This is a genomic window from Actinoplanes sp. NPDC049316 (genome assembly GCF_040677315.1).
Classification (GTDB): Bacteria; Actinomycetota; Actinomycetes; order Mycobacteriales; family Micromonosporaceae; genus Actinoplanes.
In genome coordinates, this window is sequence record NZ_JBFAQM010000015.1 from 85,436 (window position 1) to 102,530 (window position 17,095).

A 17,095-nucleotide genomic window follows, 5' to 3' on the forward strand; every position below is an offset into this window, starting at 1 on the left:
CCGTGCCGCCGCGCTGGATAGCGTCGTCGCCATGGTGGCGGAGCCCGAACTACTGACCCGTACGCTGCCGGCCCGCGCCGAGCGGACCCCGGACGTCGTGGCGTACGAGTACGCCGGTGCCGCGGGGGTCGAGACCCTCACGTACGCCCAGCTCGCCGGCCGGGCCGCGGCGCTGGCCCGGCGGCTGGCCGCGGCGCCGGACGGCCCGGTGCTGCTCGCCCTGCCCGCCGGGCTCGACTACGTGGTCGCGGTCTTCGGCGGTTTCCTCGCCGGGCGGCCGGTGATCCCGGCGTTCCCGCCCGGCCCCACCTCGCGCGCCGACCGGGACCGGCTCGGCGGCATCGTCGCCGACGCCCGCCCGCCGGTCGTCGTGGCGGACGGCGACTACGCGGAGATCGCCGTGCCGCGCCGGGAGACCGTCCCGGGACCGGAGGCCGACGGTACGCCGGTCGGGCCCGTCGCCGCCGGTGACGACGTGGCTGTCGTCCAGTACACCTCAGGCAGCACCGGCCGGCCCCGCGGCGTCCTCGTGCGGCACGACAGCCTGGCCGCCAATACGGCCGCCATCGCGGAGTGCTTCGGCCTGGACCCGGACTCGCGCGGCCTGACCTGGCTGCCGCCGTTCCACGACATGGGGCTCGTCGGCGGCCTGCTGACCCCGATGACCGCCGGCATCTGTGTACGGATCCTCGCGCCCGGCGACTTCCTCAAGGCGCCGCTCGGCTGGCTGCGGCAGATCGGCGAGTCCGGCGCGACCCACTCCGGCGGGCCCGACTTCGGGTACGACCTGTGCGTACGGCGGGCCCGCGACGAGGCGGCGCTCGCCGGGATCGACCTGTCCCGCTGGCGGGTGGCGTTCAGCGGCGGCGAGACCGTCAAGCGGGACACCCTCGCCGCCTTCGCGCGGCGGTTCGCGCCGGCGGGCTTCCGCGCGGAGGCGTTCCTGCCCTGCTACGGGCTTGCCGAGGCGACGCTGATCGTCACCGCGGGCCACTGGGACGGCGGCGCCGCCACCCCGGTGAGCTGCGGTACGCCCGTCCGCGACCAGCGGGTGGCCGTCGTCGACCAGCACCGCCTGCGCCCCGTGGACGACGGGACCGAGGGCGAGATCTGGGTCGCCGGTCCGCACGTCACCCCCGGCTACCTGGGTGGCGGCACCGGCGAGCTCTTCAGTGAGCTGGACGGGGTGCGCTTCCTGCGTACGGGGGATCTCGGGTCCTGGCGCGACGGCGAGCTGGTGGTGCGCGGCCGGAGCAAGGACGTCCTGGTCGTGCGGGGGGTGAACCATCACGCGGCCGACGTGGAGGCGGCCGCCCGGCAGGCCGCCGGACCGGCCGCGCGCACGGGTGCGGCGTTCGCGGCTGACGGCCCCGCCGGTGCCGTGCCGGTGCTGCTGCAGGAGATGGCCGGTGCCCGTACGCCGGAGCTGGCCGCGAAGCTGCGGGCCGCGGTCCTCGACCGTACCGGTCTGCTGCTGGGTCTGGTGGCGCTGGTGCCGCCGCGGTCGCTGCCGCGCACCTCCAGCGGGAAGATCCGCCGGTCCGCCGCCCGCGAGGCGCTGCTCCGCGGCGAGTACGCCGGCGCCGTGGGCCACGACTCTGCCGGACTGCTCGCGCCGGCCGGCGACGGCGCCACCGACGATGACGGTGCCGCGGCCGGGGCGAGCGCCGACCTGGCCGTCCTGATCTGCGGCATCCTCGCCGAGGTGTGCGAGGCGGGCAGCTGCCGGCCCACCGACGACCTGACGTCGCTCGGCGTCGACTCGGTGCGCGGCGCCGAGGCTGCCGCGGTCCTCGAACACGCCCTCGGGCTCACCGTGCCGGTGGAGAGCATGCTCACCGTGGCGACACCGCAGGCCGCGGCCGACGCGCTGCTGAGACGGTGGCGGGCCGGCGGTCACGATCCGGCCGGCGTCCGGGAGCGCATGGCGCTGGCCGTCGGCGGAGCGGGGGTCCGGTGATGGAGCTGTCCGCGGGCCGCGATCTGGTCCACCGGTGGCGGTCGGGAACCCCGGCCGCGACGCCCGTCGCGCCCGGCCCGGCACCGGTCTCGAAGGCCCAGCGCGGCGTCCTGGTGTTCGAGCGCCTGCGCCCCGGCACCGCCGTGTTCCACCTGCGCTTCGCCGCGCGGCACACCGGCGAGCTCGACGAGGCCCGCCTGGACCGGGCGCTGGCCGCGCTGGTCCGCCGACACCCGGCGCTGCGCTCGGCGTTCCCCGGCGGTGACGCCGGACCGGCACGGGTGGTCCTCGACGACGTGGCCGTCGCGGTCCGGTGGACCGACCTGCGCCACCTGAGCGCCGACCGGCGGTGGGACGCCGCGCGCGACCTGGCCGCCGCGGCCGCGGCCGAGCCGTTCGACCTCGCTCAGGGCCCGCTCGTGCGGGTGCACGGCTACCGGCTCACCGGCGATGAGCGGCTGCTGCTGTTCGTCGCGCACCACCTCGTCTGCGACGGCGGCTCGATGCGGGTGCTGCTCGGCGAGCTGGACCGGGCGTACCGGGGGGAGCTGCGGGGCCTCGCGCCGTCACCGGTGCCGCCGCCCGCCGACCCGGCGGCGCTCGGCCACTGGCGCGAGCACCTCGCCGGACTGCCCGAACTGGACCTGCCGGTCGATCGGCCCCGGCCGCCCCGGCCCACGTTCGCTGCCGGTTCCGTGCCGCTCGCCGTGCCGGCCGGCCTGGCGGCCGCCGCCGAGCGGCTGGCCCGCGACGAGGGCACCACGCTGTTCACCGTCGTGCTGGCCGCCTTCCAGGTGCTGCTCGGCCGGCACAGCGGCCAGACCGGCTTCGCGGTCGGCTGCCCCGAGGCCGGGCGGACCCGGCCCGGCCGGCACGGCGCGGTCGGGCTGCTCTCCGACCTGCTCGTGCTGCGTACCGACCTGAGCGGCCGGCCGTCCTTCCGGGAGGTCGTCCGCCGGGCCCGCGCCACCTGCCTGGACGCGCTGACGCATCGCGGGGTGCCGTTCGAGGACCTGGTAGCCGCGCTGGCACCGGGCCGCAACGTCGACTCACCCCTGGTCCGCGCCGGCATCGCGTTCCAGGGCGACTGGGGCGCTCCCACCCTCGCCGGATCGCCGCTGCGGCAGGTGGCGGTGGCCCGTCCCGGCCTGCGCTACGACCTGGAACTGCAGCTGTGGCGCGAGGACGGCGCGCTGTGGGGAACGTGGGACTACAGCGCCGAGGCGTACGACGCGGTGACCGCAACCCGGATGGCGAACCGGCTGCCCGCGTTGCTCGCGAGCGGTCTGGCCGACCCGGACACCCCGCTGGACCGCCTGGACCTGCTCACCGGTGACGAGCGGGCGCTGCTGGACCGCTGGGGCAATGGCCCCGAGGTGGACGGCCCGGACGTCAGCCTCCTGGACCTCTTCGGGGAGCAGGTACGGCGGGTCCCGGACGCGGTGGCCGTCGAGGACCCGCAGCGGCGCCTGACGTACCGCCGGCTCGACGAGTGCGCCAACCAGCTCGCCCACCTGCTGCGCGCCCGCGGCACCGGCGCCGGGGACATCGTCGGCATCCGGCTCGGCCGCACCGTGGACCTGGCCGTGGCCATGCTGGGCATCATGAAGGCCGGGGCGGCGTACCTGCCCCTGGATCCCGCGTATCCGGCCGACCGCACCGACTACATGCTGCGCGATGCGGGGGCGCGGACGGTCGTCACGCGTACGGTGCTCGACGCGGCCGCGGACCGGCCGGTGACCGACCCCGGTGCCGTGCCGGTGCCGCCGGACCGGCCGGCGTACGTGCTCTACACCTCCGGCTCGACCGGCCGGCCCAAGGGCGTGCTGCTCACCCACCGCAACGCGGTCCCGGTGGTGCGGTGGAGCGCCCGCGCGTTCACCCGGGAGCAGATGTCGCGCGTCCTGGCGTCCACGTCGATCTGCTTCGACGTCTCCGTCTTCGAGTTCTTCGCGACGCTGTGCACCGGCGGGACCGTGGTGGTGGTCGACAACGCCCTCGCGCTGCTGGCCGAGCCGCCGGCGGTCACGATGATCTCCTCGGTGCCGTCGGCCGCCCGCGCCCTGGTGGAGGCGGACGCCCTGCCCGCCGGCGCGCGGGTCGTGTGCCTGGGCGGCGAGGCGGTCACCGGCACCCTCCCCGACGACCTGTACGCGACCGGCGACCTCGACCAGGTCGTCAACTGCTACGGGCCCACCGAGGACACCACGTACTCCACGACCGCGGTGCTGCGCGAGGGCGAACAGCCGCCGCCGATCGGTGCGCTGCTGCCCGGCGGCCGCGGGCACGTCCTCGACGGCGATCTGCGCCGGGTGCCGGTCGGCGCGGTCGGCGAGCTCTACCTCGCCGGCCAGGGGCTGAGCCTGGGCTACCTGAACCGCAGCGCCCTCACCGCCTCGCGCTACGTCGCCGACCCGTACGCGCGCACCCCCGGCGCCCTGATGTACCGCACCGGCGACCTGGTGCGCTACCGGTCCGACGGCGCCCTGCTCTACCTGGGCCGCCGCGACTTCCAGGTCAAGGTGCGCGGTCAGCGGATCGAGCTCGGCGAGATCGAGACCGTGCTGCTGCGCCACCCGCAGGTCGGCGAGGCCGCCGTCCGGCTCCACGACGGCCGGCTCGTCGGATACCTGGCCGGCGCCGGCGGCGGTGCCGTCGACCAGGACGACGTCCGGGCGCACCTGCGGCGGACCCTGCCGATCGTGATGATCCCCGCCGTCCTGGTCGTGCTGCCCGCGCTGCCGCACACTCCGAACGGAAAGGTGGACCGGCTGGCGCTGCCGGCGCCGGACGCCCCGGTCGCGGCCGGCGGCGAGCCGCCGCGCGGCGACGACGAGGAGCTGGTGGCGCGGGTGTGGCAGGACGTGCTCGGGCTGGAGACGGTCGGCCGCGACGACGACTTCTTCGACCTCGGCGGCGACTCGCTGACCGCCGGGGACGTGCTGCACCGGCTGCGGGAGCGGGCGGGCCGGAGCCTGCCGCTGCGGACGGTCTTCGAGAACTCCCGGCTGGCGGACCTCGCCGCCACGCTGGCGGCACCGCAGGGCTCACCCACCGCCGGCGTCATCGCGCCACGGCCGGCCGGGGCGGCGCCGGTGCTCTCCTTCGAGCAGCAGCGGACGTGGCTGGAGTGCCAGCTCAAGCCGGGAGCCGCGTACAACGTGCACGGGCGGCAGCGGCTGCGGGGCGTGCTGGACGTGCCGGCGCTCGAACGCAGCCTGCGGACGGTCATCGGACGGCACGAGGCGTTGCGGACCGTCTTCCCGGTCGTCCGCGGGCTGCCGATGCAGGAGGTCACCGCCCCCGATCCGCGATGGCGGCTGACCCTGGCCGACGGGACGGTGGACCAGGCCCGGCGGCTCGCCGACGCCGACGCGGCCCGGCCGTTCGACCTGCGTACCGGTCCGCTCTTCCGCTGCCTGCTGGTGCGGGTGAGTGACACCGAGCATCTGCTGAGCCTCACCGCGCACCACATCGTCTCGGACGGTTTGTCGGTCGGCCTGATCGTGCGCGAACTGTCCGCGCTGTACCGCGCCGGAGGCGACCCCAGGGCGGCCGGGCTGCCCGCGCTGCCGGTGCAGTACCGCGACTACGCGGTATGGCAGCGCGCCACGTTGACCGGCGAGACCCTCGCCGCGTCGCTCGGCTACTGGCGCGACCGCCTCGCCGGTGCGCCGGCCGAGCTGGCCCTGCCCACCGCGCGGCGGCGGTTGCCGGTACCGGGGGCCGGGGGCAAGGTCCGCGCGGACCTCGGCGCCGATCAGGTCGCCGCGCTGCACAAGCTGTGCCGCGTCCACGGGGTCACCCCGTTCATGGCGGTGCTCACCGCCCTCGCGACCGTGCTGCGCCGCTGGTCGGGCCAGGACGACCTGGTCGTCGGCGTACCGGTGCACACGCGCAGGGCGGCCGGGACCGAGGCGCTCGTCGGGCTCTTCGTCAACACGGTGCCGCTGCGGGTCGACCTGAGCGGTGATCCGGCGTTCGGCGACGTGCTGGAGCGGGTACGGCGTACCGCCGTCGACGGGGTGGCCACCCACGGCTCGACGCCGTTCGACGTGCTGGTCGGCGAGCTGCGGCCGGCGCACGATCCACTGCGGACACCGTTGTTCCAGGTCCTGCTGAGCGTCATCGAGGACGCCGGGGACCAGTGGCAGCTACCCGGCGTCGACGTGGACCAGCCGGAGCTGCCACCGCAGCCGGGCAAGGTCGACCTCGGCCTCGACGTGCACCACCGCGACGGCCACTACCGGCTCGAGCTGCACCACCATGCCGGCCGGTACGCGCCCGCCGCGATGCGGGCCCTGCTCGGCCAGGTCACGGGCCTGCTGGCGGCGGCCGCGGACGATCCGGCCCGCGGCATCCTCGAATACGACCTCGGTGCGCCGTCCGGGCCGGACGAGCCCGAGAGGCCACCGCCGCCCGGGGTGGGTGCCGGCGATCGGGTCGCGGTGCTCGGCGGCGACGCGGGGCTGCGCGCGTACGTGTCGTCGGCCGGGGCGGCGGTCGTGGCGCCGGAGGACCTGGCGACGGCGACCGCGGTGTGCCTGAGCGGCCCGGCGCTGCGCGGACTCGAACCCGGCGGCACGCTGCCCCTGCTGCGTCACGTGTTCCTCGACAACCGCGGCGACCTCACCGCGCACGACGTGACCCTCGCTCGGTCGCTGGCGCCGGGCCCGCGGGTCGTCGCGCTCTGGCGGCCGGCGCCGGGACGGGAGCCGCTCGCCGCGTACGAGATTCCGGGGGACTGGTCGGCGGCCACGGCGCCGCTGCGCGTGCCGATCGGTGCCGGCCTGGCGCTGCGCAACGCGGCCGGCCGGCCCACCGCCACCGGGGAGGCCGGCGAGATCCGGGCCGGCGGCGAGGGCACCGGTTGCCTCGCGCGGCGCGGCCCGGACGGGATCGTCGAGTACGCCGCCCCGCCCGGCGACCCCCTCGAGGTGGTCGCGGCGCTGCGCGACGTGCCCGGCGTACGCGACGCCGTGGTGACCGGCGCGACGGCGTATGTGCTCCGGCGCGGCGACGGACCCGACCCGGCCGCCCTGCACCGGCACCTGACCGCCCACCTGCCGCGGCACCGGATCCCGGAGCACATCGTGCCGGTGGACCGCCTGCCGCCGGCCCGCACGGAGGAGCACCCCGCGTGAGCACCCCCGACCGGACCCGCGGGATCCTCGCGATCGCCCGCCACGTCCTGGACCGGCCCGCGCTCACCGCCGACGACGACCTCCCCGGGCACGGCGCCACCTCGCTGTCGATCGTCCGGATCGTCGCCGAGGCGCACCGGTCCCTGGGCCTGGACCTCGACCCGGGCGCCCACGACGGCGTGCTGACGGTGCGCGTCCTGGCCCGCCGGGCGACGGTGGCCACCCCCAGCTGAGGAGAACCATGGATGCGCTCGCCGGCCTGGTGGACGCCGTACGGCAGCTCGAGGGCCTGACTGCCCAGGTGGGCCCGTTTCCGCTGTACCACGACACCACGGACCGCGCGCCGGACGTGGTGGCGGCGGTATGCCGGGCCCTGGACGTGCCTCTCACCTTCGACCGGCCGATGCGCGGGCGGGGACGCGACTACGCCACCGTCGCGCTCGGGGCGGAGCTCAAGCGGGCGCAGCGCGCACCGGAGCTGGCCGGCCTGGCTCCCGCCGAGGCGGCTGCCGAGGCCCGCCACCGGTACGCGGCGGAGGAGGCGGGCTACCGCCGGGGTCGCGTACGCCGGCCGGACGGCACCGTGCTGACCGTCGTGGAGGCCGGCCCGCCGGACGCACCCGCCGTGGTGCTCTCCGCCCCGTGCGGCATGGGCTACCGGCTGTCGCTGCCCTGGCTGGCCGCCCTGCGCCCGGCGTACCGCTGCGTGGTCGCCGAGGCCCGAGGGACCGCCGGACCGATCGGTGACCCCGCGGAGTTCGACCGGCGCGGGTACGGCGTCGAGCACCAGACCGACGATCTGCTCGCCGTCGCCGGATCGCTGGGCGCCGGGCCGGTGCACGTCATGGGGCTGTGCGCCGGCGCGGCCGTGGCGCTGGCGGCGGCCGCCCGGCGGCCGGAGCTGATCGGGTCGGTCAGCCTGTGGCACGCCGACCTGGAGCTCGGCGGCGAGGCCGAGAAGAGCGACCACCAGATCAACATGCGGGCGATGCTGGACCTGGCCACCGAGTCGCGCGACACCGCGGCGTGGCTGCGCGGCAAGCTCGTCGCCGGCCCGCTGACCGGGGTGCCGGAGGGGGTGGGCCCGCTGGTGGTCCGTCCGTACGCGACACCGGAACTCTTCTACCGCTACGCCGCGCTGACCCGGTCCACGATGCACTGGGACTCCCGGCCGGCCGCGGAACAGGCCGGCCGGCCGTGCCTGATCGTCACGAGCGCCGACGACGAGACCGCGCACCCGGCCGGATCCCGGCGGCTGGCCGCCCTCATGCCGGGCGCCCGACTCGCCGTGGCCCCGCACGGCGGCCACCTGGACGCCTTCCGCGCCACCACGGACCAGGTCGCGATGCTGCGCACTTTCCTGGCCGGCTGAGGCTCACGCGCCGGCCTGCTCCACCTCGGCGAGCAGCGCCTCCAGCTCGTCCGCGCCGGACTGCTCGGCCTGCGCGCGCAGCACGATCCGGGCCAGCTCGTCGACCGTCGGCGACTCGAACACGTCCCGGACCGCGAGGTCCACCCCGAACGACTCGCGGACCCGGGCGATCAGCCGGGTCGCCAGCATCGAGAAGCCGCCCAGTTCGAAGAAGCTGTCGTAGATGCCGACCCGCTCCAGCGTCAGCAGTTCGGCGAGGATCCCGGTGAGCTGCTCCTCCATCGGCGTGCGGGGCGCCGCGTAGCCGTCGCCGTCGTCGCCGTCCTCCGCGGGCCGGGGGAGGGCGCGCAGGTCGTACGCGCCCCAGGGGGTGCGGGGCAGCGCTTCGAGCACGACCAGGTGCCGGGGCACCAGGTAGTCGGGCAGGCCGGCCTTGAGCTGCTGGCCGATGGCCGTGGCGCCGGCCTCCGGGGCGGGCCCGGACACGTATCCGGCCAGAACCGTGGTGCCGTCCCCGGCGGCATGCCCGACGACGAGCGCGTCGCGCACGCCGGGAATGTCGCGCAGGGCCGACACCGTCTGGAGCGGATCGGTGAGCCCGGTGCCGACATGTTCCAGCACCCCGTCCGGCCGCCGCCGGGCGCGGATCCCGGTGCCTTCGCCGCCGATGAGGATCTCCCCGGGCTCACCGGTCGCCGCCGGCTGCCCGCCGGCTCGCCGCAGCTCCAGCGGGACCCCGGGCAGCGGTGTGCCGAGCGGGACCCGAAGCGGCGCCGTCCGCGCGGCGAGACCCGCCGGGACGTCGTGGACGGCGGCCGGGCGACCGTCGGGCAGGACGTGGTGCACGGCGACGCACCGGCAGCCGGGCGCCGCCTCGCGGATCGCCTCGACGTCGTGCGGGAGCAGGTCGCCGTCATTGTCGACGATCATGGTCGTCAGGTCCGGCAGGGCGGGCCGCCGGGCCGTGATCGCGCGCAGGATCGGAGCGTCGACGTAGGCGACGGTGACGGCGTTCTCCCGCAGCCAGTCGATCACGGCGCTGCCGTCGCCGGCGAACGAGCAGGACGGGATCATCAGGGTGGCGCCGGCGGCGAACGCGGAGTGCAGGGCCGACATCAGGTGCCCGGGACGGCTGCACAGCACGACGAACCGGTCGCCGCGGCAGAATCCGTACCGGCGTGCGGCCCAGTCGGCCGGGACGGGCCCGGGGGCCGGGGGAGCCGGCACGTCACCGGCGGGCAGGATCCCGCTCAGGTCGACGGTCCCGGCTGCCGGCTCCCCGGCCGGATCGGTGTCCAGCACGACCGCGAGGTCCAGCGGTCCGGTCAGTGCCGGGTCGTCGGTCTCGAGGACGGCACACGGTACGCCCGCGGCGGCGGCGCCGGTCAGCGCCGCGACGAAGCCGGCGGTCGGGCGGCGGACCAGCCCCACCTGGCCGCCGCCGGTGACGCCGCGACGGGTCAGCTCTGCGGCCACCCGCCTGGCGGCGACGTGCAGCTGCCGGTAGCTCCAGCGGCCCGCGCCGTCGGCCACGGCGACGAGGTCCTGCGGATCGGCGGCCGCGCGGGCCAGGGCCGCGTACGGCGTGCCGCTGGGCTCCAGGGCCGTCCCGGCCGGCTCGTCCGCGGCGGCGGGCACGTCGAGCAGGCGTACGGACGGGTCCTGGACCGCCGCTCGCAGCAGCGTCCGCACCTGGTCCAGCAGGGCCAGGCCGGTGGCCTGGTCGCAGCGGTCGGCGGGGAAGTCGAGCTTGAACCGCAGCACGCCACCGGACTCCTGCGCCGTGAACGTCAGGTCGTAGCGGCTGAACAGCGACGGCGTGTCCATCGGCGCGATGGTGAGGCCGCTGACCTGCTCCGCCTCGGGGCTGGCGACCACGTTCAGCACGACCTCGAACAGCGGGGTACGGCGCGGGTCGCGGACGATCTCCAGCTCGCGGACCAGCTCGTCCATCGGCGCCTCGGCGTGGGCGTAGCCGTCGAGGGCGGTCCGGCGTACGCGTTCCAGCAGCTCCGAGAAGCGCGGGTTGCCGCTCAGGTCGGCCCGCAACGGCAGCATGTTGACGAAGAAGCCGATGAGCCGGTCGGTCACGCTGTTGGTACGCCCGGCCACCGGTACGCCGATGACGAGGTCCTCCTGCCCCGACCAGCGCGCGAAGATGGTGGCGAGGACGGCGTAGAGCACCATGAACGAGGTGACGCCGTGCGAGCGGCACAGCCGGTGCAGGTCTGTGGTCTCGGCCGGCGACAGCTCGGCGAGCACCTGGCCGGCCTCGGCGCGCATGGCGTTGGTCCGGCGCTCCACCGTAGGCAGTGCCAGGGCCCGCGGCGCGTCGTGCAGGTGCCGCCGCCAGTGACCGACCTGGTACTCGAGCGCATCCCCGGTGAGCCAGCCGCGCTGCCACACCGCGTAGTCGCGGTACTGCACCGGCAGCGGGGCCAGCCCGGCCCGTTCCGGGTCGCCGCCGGCCCGGTACAACGCGGTCAGCTCGCGGACGAACAGGCCGATCGACCAGGCGTCGGAGACGATGTGGTGCATGGTGACGGAGAGCAGGTGCTCCTCCTCGCCCAGCTTGATCAGCGCGCACCGCAGCAGCGGGCCGGTGACGAGGTCGAACGGGGTGGTGAGCTCCTCGTCGAGCAGGCGCAGGGCGGTCCGCCCGGCCAGGTCGTCCGGTCCCTGCCCGCGCAGGCCGGTCAGGTCGTGGACCGGCAGCACCCAGCCGTCGTCCACCTCGTCCACCGTCTGCACCGGGTCGGCGCCGGTGGCCGGGAACCGGGTGCGCAGCGTCTCGTGCCGCGCCACGATCGCGCGGATGCCGGCCTCCACGACGGCCACGTCCAGCTTGCCGAGGATCCGCCGGCGCCCGTGCACGTTGTAGATCGAGCCGGGCAGCAGCTGGTTCTCCATCCACAGCCGCCGCTGGTCGAACGACAGCACCGGCTCCGCGCCGGGCGGCCTCGGCCCCAGCCGCCGCGGCGGGGTGATCGACCGGGCCGCGAACGAGCGCGCGGCCACGACGGCGGCGAGCCCGGCGACCGTACGCGCCTCGGCGTAGTCGGCGACCGGGACGTCGACGCCGATCGTGCGGCGGATCTGCGCGACGACCCGCGGTGCCTGGGACACGTCGCCGAGGTCGAGCAGGCGGTCCTGCACGTCGATGCCGGAGCGGCCCAGCACCTCACCGAGGATGCCCACCATCGCGTCCTCGTACGGGGTGCGGGGCGGCAGCGACCGCTCGCCGTACTCGTCGGGACCGGCGGCTGATGGCACCTCGGGACGCGGCATAACCGAACGCTACGGCGGTGCCCGGTACGGGCGGATGTCACGTAAAGAGGTGTCCGGTGGTGAACCGGACCGGCAGGTGCGCGTACCCGTGCAGGAAGTTGGATCGGATCAGCTCGGCCGGACCGGCCGCCTCGGCACCGCCGAAGAGGTCGACGGTGTGCCGCAGTACGGCGCGCAGCTGGGCCCGGCCCAGCGCGGTGCCCGGGCAGCCGTGTGTACCGGCCGCGAAGCCGAGGTGCGGGTTCGGATGCCGGTGCGGGTCGAACGTCTCCGGCCGGGCGAAGACGGCCTCGTCCCGGTTGGCCGACCGCGGCCACACCACGACCGGATCGCCGGCCCGGACCGGCGCGCCGGCCAGCTGCACGTCGCGGGTCGCCACCCGGGCGAGGTGACGCACCGGGTTCCCCCACCGGACGGCCTCCTCCACGGCGGCCGGCACCGCCTCCGGCCCGGCGCGCAGCGCCGCGAACACGGCGGGGTACCGGATCAGCGCCTCCATGAGGTTGGTCAGCGCGCTGCGCGTCGTCGTGGTGCCGCCGATGGCCACGTTGAGCGCGTTGAGGACGACCTCGCCGGTGCTGAGGGCGTCCCGCTTGCCGGTGCCGGCGGCGAGCCGCTGGACGAAGGTCTCGGCGCCGGAGCCCGGCCGGACCCGGCGTAGCAGCCGGGCGAAGTAGCCGAGCAGCTCGCCGTTGGCCTGTTCCGCCGCGGCCCGCTGGTCCACGCCGGCGTCGGCCGGCCCGCCGGACAGGAACACCAGCGCGGTGCGTTCGGTGATCCAGTCGAGGTCCTCCGGCGGCAACCCGAGCAGCAGCCCGGCCGCGTGGGTGGGGATGCGCGCGGCGACGGCCTCGGCGAAGTCGATCTCGGTGCCGCCGTCCCGGATCCGCACGAGCAGGTCCCGGGCGTACCGGTCGATCTGCGGGGTCAGCGTGGCGACGATGCCGTCGGCGAAGATGCCGGCGACGCTGCGGCGCAGCCGCCGGTGCTCGGGCGGGTCGGTGACCTCCAGCATCAGCCCACCGGCCGGGTCCCGCTCGGCGCGCAGGGTGTCCAGCGTCATGCCGTGCGCCGCGGAGAACGTCGCCGAGTCGCGGTAGACCTTCAGGGTGGCCTCGTAGCCGAGCACCGCCCAGAAACCGGGGCGGCTCTTCGGGCCGTGCCAGAAGACGGCACGGTCGCGGCGCAGACCGGCGAGGAGCGCGTCGATGCCGGGCGTCCGGGCCGGGTCCGGGTCGGCCAGGTCGAGGTCCGGGATCGGATCCGTACGCCCGGCCGCCGCGCCGGATGCGGTCTCCGTGGCGGTCATCCCGGCACCTCCGCGGTCAGCAGCTTGACGTAGTCGTGAGCCAGCTCGGCGGCCGTCTCCGCGTCGAAGAGCTGGGTGGCGTACCCGAGCCGGCCGTCGAAGCCGCCGTCCGGGCGCTCGGCGAGGCGGCAGCTCAGGTCGTAGCGGGTGCCGGTCGCCTCCGGCAGGTCGAAGCCCGGCGGGTCGGCGGGGAGCGGATCGACGGCGAAGAACACGTCGAACAGCGGGTTCCGGCCGGGTGCCGGCTCGGACCCGGCCGTGGCGGCGACCGCGGCGACGATGTCCTCGAAGGGCAGCACGGCGTGCTCGGTGGCGGCCGCGACGGCGTCGCGCACCCGGGCGAGCAGGGCGGGGAGGTCCGTCTCGCCGTCGAGGCGCACCCGGATCACCGCGGTCTGTTCGAGCATGCCCACGACGTTCTCCAGCTCGGGCCGGTCGCGCCCGGCGACCGGTACGCCCACGGCCACGTCCGGCCCTCCGGTACGCCGGGCCAGCAGGGCGATCAGCCCGGTCAGCAGCACCACGAACGCGTCGTCGCCGAGCCCCGCACGCGCCGGCACCTCGAAGCGGACCGTGCCGCCGCGACCGTCCCGGACGGCCGGTCGGGCCCGGTCGGCCGGCAGCTCGGCGACGGGCGGCCCGGCGAGCGCGGCACGCCAGAAGTCCAGGTGCCGGCGGGCGGCGGGACCCGCCGACAGTTCCCGCTGCCACTCGGCGAAGTCGCCGTGGCCGAGTGCCGGCGCCGCCACGGCCCGCCCCCGGTACGCCGCCCGCACCTGCCCCGCGATCAGCTCCCGGGACCGGTCGTCGGCGGCGATGCGGTGCAGGACGAGCAGCAGGACCGCCTCGCCGCTGCCGGGCCGGCGGACCAGGCGCAGGCGTACCGGCGGGGCGGTGGCGAGGTCGAAGGGGCGGGACAGCTCTGCGGCGAGCACCGCGCGCGGGTCGGCGTCCTCCACGCTCAGGCCTGCCGTGCAGGGGGGTTCCACGACGGCCACGGGCAGGCCCGAGGCGTCGGTGGGGTATCGGGTGCGCAGGATCGCGTTCCGGTCGAGGAGGCCGGTCACGGCGGCGCCGAGGGCCGCGGTGTCCAGGGGGCCGGGCAGGCGGACGACGACCGGCACGTTGTCGAGGGTGCTCCCCGGCTCCGACCGCTGGTGCAGCCACAGCCGCCACTGCGCGGCCGACAGCCGGGGCCCGCGCCCGTCGCCGAGCGGTACGGGCCGGGGTTCGGGGGTGCCGCCCGCGTCGAGCAGGCCGGCCAGCCCGGATACGGTGCGGACCTCGAAGAGGGCGTTGATCGGTACCTCGTACCCGAGCTCCTCGTTGAGCCGCAGGATGATCTGGACGGCGCGCAGCGAGTCGCCGCCGAGCGTGAAGAAGTCCTCGTGCACGCCGACCGACGGCCGTTCCAGCACCTCGGCGACGATCCCGGCGATCTGCCGTTCGAGGGTGCCGGCGCCGGGTGCCGCCGGCTCCTCCGCTCCGGCGGTGACCCGTGGTACGGCCAGGGCGGCGCGGTGCAGCTTGCCGTTCGCCGTCCGCGGGAACTCGTCCAGCACCACGATCTGCGCGGGGACGAGGTACGCCGGCGCGGTGCGGGCGAGGTCGAGCCGCAGCCGCGCGGGATCCGGCGGGTTCCGCGGGTCGGCCGGCCGGACGTACGCGACGAGCCGAGGGACCTCGTCGCCGTTCCCGGCCGCCCGGACCGCCGCCTCGGCCACTCCCGGTAGCCGGGCCAGCAGGTGCTCGATCTCGCCGGGCTCGATCCGGAAGCCGCGGATCTTGAGCTGGTCGTCGCTGCGGCCCAGGATGTCGAGGCGCCCGTCCGGCCGGCGGCGGGCGACGTCACCGGTGCGGTAGAGCCGGGTACCGCCGGGCGCGGCCACGAACCGCGCCGCGGTGAGGCCGGCGCGGCGCAGGTAGCCCATGGCGAGCCCGGCCCCGCCGATGTAGAGCTCGCCCTCGGCGCCGTCGGGCACGGGCCGCAGCCGCGCGTCGAGCACCAGCAGATCGGTGCCCCGGACCGGATGGAACCGGGGCGGCACGTCCCGCTCGTAGCGGGTCACCGACGACCACACGGTGGTCTCGGTCGGCCCGTACAGGTCCCAGAGCACCACACCTGGGCCGAGGAGCCGGTCGGCCAGCTCGGCCGGCAGCCGTTCGCCTCCACAGAGGACGGTGAAGCCCGGCGGCGGTGACCAACCCGCCTCCAGCAGCAGCCGCCAGGTGACGGGGGTGGCCTGCATCGTCCGCGCGCCGGTCGCGGCGAGCAGGGCGGCGAGCCGGCGCGGGTCGGCCGCCTCGTCCTGGCGTGCCACGACGACCCGGCCACCGGTGGTCAGCGGCAGGAACAGTTCCAGCCCGGCGATGTCGAAGGAGACCGTGGTGACGGCGGGCAGGACCACGTCGGCGGGCAGGCCGGGCCGCTCCCGCATGGACGCGATGAAGGCGGCGAAGGCCCCGTGCGTGATCACCACGCCCTTGGGTCGCCCGGTCGAGCCCGACGTGTAGATCACGTACGCGGGATCACCCGGGCCGGCCGGCGTACCCGGCGGCGGCCCGGCGTACGGCGCCAGCTCCGCCAGGTGCACCCGGGTCTCCAGGCGCAACCCCCGGGCACCGGCGGCGTCCGCGGTGACCAGCGCCCGGGCACCGGAGTCGCGCAGCAGGTCGTTGAGCCGCTCCGCCGGATGGGTGGGATCCAGCGGCAGGTACGCGGCCCCGGCCAGCTGGACGCCGAGCAGCGCGGGCACGAGGTCGACGCCGCGCGGCACGGCCACGGCGGCGACGTCGCCGGGACCCACGCCGAGCCGGCCCAGCCGCCCGGCCACCGCGGCGGCCTCGGCGAGCAGCTGGGCGTAGGTCAGGCACTGCCCGGCCGACTCGACGGCCACCGCACCCGGCGAGCGCTGCGCCTGGGCCCGGATCAGCTCCGGAACGGGGGTCACGGCACTGGTCACGGACGCTCCTACGCTGCTTCGCCGGCGGGACCCCAGTCAACGGAACCCGCTCTCGGAGCGTCAAGACGGCCGCCTGTCCCGGGTTCAGCGGACACATGCCGGCTTGACGCGCCCCACCGCGGCGGACCCGTCGCCGCTTCACGTGACTGCCCGCGCCGGGTGCCCGGACCTACCGTCGGGCTGCGAAGGAAGCTCGGCGAGCGGAAGGCGGGTGGGTGTTGCACCGCATCGACGGGGTGGACACGCCGGCCCTGCTCACCGGCCCCGACCTGCTGGCGCCGGTACGCGCGACCCTGGCCGCCGCCTTCGCGCACCGCCCGCCCGGCAGCCTCGACCCGGTGCTCGTGGTCCCCGACGGGCCCGGCTGGCTACGCGCCGACTCGCTGGCCGACGGCACCCGGGTCGGGGACCTGCTCGCCTCCGTGGCGCTGCGCCGCCGGGCCACCCCGCACGCCGCCGCGGCGCTGGGCTGGAAGGCGTACACGTACGCGCTGGCGCTGCCCGCCGTGCTCGGCTGGGCCTCGGCGCGCCGCGTCCCCCTGCTGCGCCCGTCCGACGTGGTCGTACGCCTCGACACCACCCGCTCGGTGCTGGGACTCGCGCTGCGCCCCACCGTCCGGGTGGCGGTGCTGCGCTCCGATCCGGCGGTGCGGCACACCGATCCGGCCGACGTGGTGGCCGACGAGGCGGCGTTGCTCGCACGCCTGCGCGGTACGCTGCTGGACGCGCACCTGACGCCCGTGCTCGGGCACATCCGCAGCGCCACCCGGATCGGCTCGCGGACGCTGCTGGGCTCGCTCGCCTCCGCGGTGGCCCACGCGCTGCTGGACGCCGCGGATGCGCTGCCCGAGCCGGTCGCCGGCCACGCCGAGGCGTTGCTGGGCGTGCTGGGCGTACGCGATCTCGTCGATCTCGTGCCCGCGCCGGACGGCGGCCTGACCGTGCGCCGGCGCACGTGCTGCCTGGCCTTCACCCTGCCGGAAGCGAAGGTCTGCGCCAGCTGCTGCCTGCGGTCGGTGCGGCCGCCGCCGGGCGGCCGTCGCCCTTTCACGTGACCTC

The 17,095-nt window shown here is 76.4% G+C and carries 8 protein-coding genes; 5 read left to right on the forward strand and 3 right to left on the reverse strand.

Features of this window, described 5'->3' with window-relative positions; all coding sequences use genetic code 11:
- The first annotated feature begins 31 nt into the window (after window positions 1-31).
- The 4 genes from AB0K03_RS22885 to AB0K03_RS22900 are packed head-to-tail and all read left to right on the forward strand — an operon-like array spanning window position 32 to window position 8,476.
- Window positions 32-1,960 carry a non-ribosomal peptide synthetase gene (locus AB0K03_RS22885; protein WP_364687958.1) on the forward strand — a complete coding sequence of 643 codons (1,929 nt, stop codon included), beginning with the start codon at window positions 32-34 and terminating at the stop codon, window positions 1,958-1,960.
- Window positions 1,960-7,104, forward strand: coding sequence for an amino acid adenylation domain-containing protein (locus tag AB0K03_RS22890; RefSeq protein ID WP_364687960.1), 5,145 nt, complete (start codon window positions 1,960-1,962; stop codon window positions 7,102-7,104). Before AB0K03_RS22885 ends, AB0K03_RS22890 begins: the two co-directional genes overlap by 1 nt.
- Window positions 7,101-7,337 carry an acyl carrier protein gene (locus tag AB0K03_RS22895; RefSeq protein WP_364687962.1) on the forward strand — a complete coding sequence of 79 codons (237 nt, stop codon included), beginning with the start codon at window positions 7,101-7,103 and terminating at the stop codon, window positions 7,335-7,337. The genes AB0K03_RS22890 and AB0K03_RS22895 overlap by 4 nt, the downstream gene beginning before the upstream one ends.
- A gap of 8 nt (window positions 7,338-7,345) precedes the next feature.
- On the forward strand, window positions 7,346-8,476 hold the full coding sequence (locus tag AB0K03_RS22900; RefSeq protein ID WP_364687963.1) for an alpha/beta hydrolase: 1,131 nt from the start codon (window positions 7,346-7,348) through the stop codon (window positions 8,474-8,476).
- Between the two features lie 3 nt (window positions 8,477-8,479).
- On the opposite strand, the gene AB0K03_RS22905 is transcribed toward AB0K03_RS22900, so the two are convergent.
- From AB0K03_RS22905 to AB0K03_RS22915, 3 genes are read right to left on the reverse strand one after another with little or no spacing between them, the layout of a single operon-like run.
- Window positions 8,480-11,764 carry a condensation domain-containing protein gene (locus AB0K03_RS22905; RefSeq protein WP_364687965.1) on the reverse strand — a complete coding sequence of 1,095 codons (3,285 nt, stop codon included), beginning with the start codon at window positions 11,762-11,764 and terminating at the stop codon, window positions 8,480-8,482.
- A 37-nt stretch (window positions 11,765-11,801) separates the two neighbouring features.
- Complete coding sequence (locus AB0K03_RS22910) at window positions 11,802-13,073, reverse strand: cytochrome P450 (protein ID WP_364687967.1); 1,272 nt, start codon at window positions 13,071-13,073, stop codon at window positions 11,802-11,804.
- Window positions 13,070-16,036, reverse strand: coding sequence for an amino acid adenylation domain-containing protein (locus tag AB0K03_RS22915; protein ID WP_364687969.1), 2,967 nt, complete (start codon window positions 16,034-16,036; stop codon window positions 13,070-13,072). Before AB0K03_RS22915 ends, AB0K03_RS22910 begins: the two co-directional genes overlap by 4 nt.
- Before the next feature lie 215 nt (window positions 16,037-16,251).
- Between AB0K03_RS22915 and AB0K03_RS22920 the strand changes: the two genes are divergently transcribed.
- On the forward strand, window positions 16,252-17,091 hold the full coding sequence (locus AB0K03_RS22920) for an IucA/IucC family C-terminal-domain containing protein (RefSeq protein ID WP_364687971.1): 840 nt from the start codon (window positions 16,252-16,254) through the stop codon (window positions 17,089-17,091).
- The last annotated feature ends 4 nt before the right edge of the window (window positions 17,092-17,095 follow it).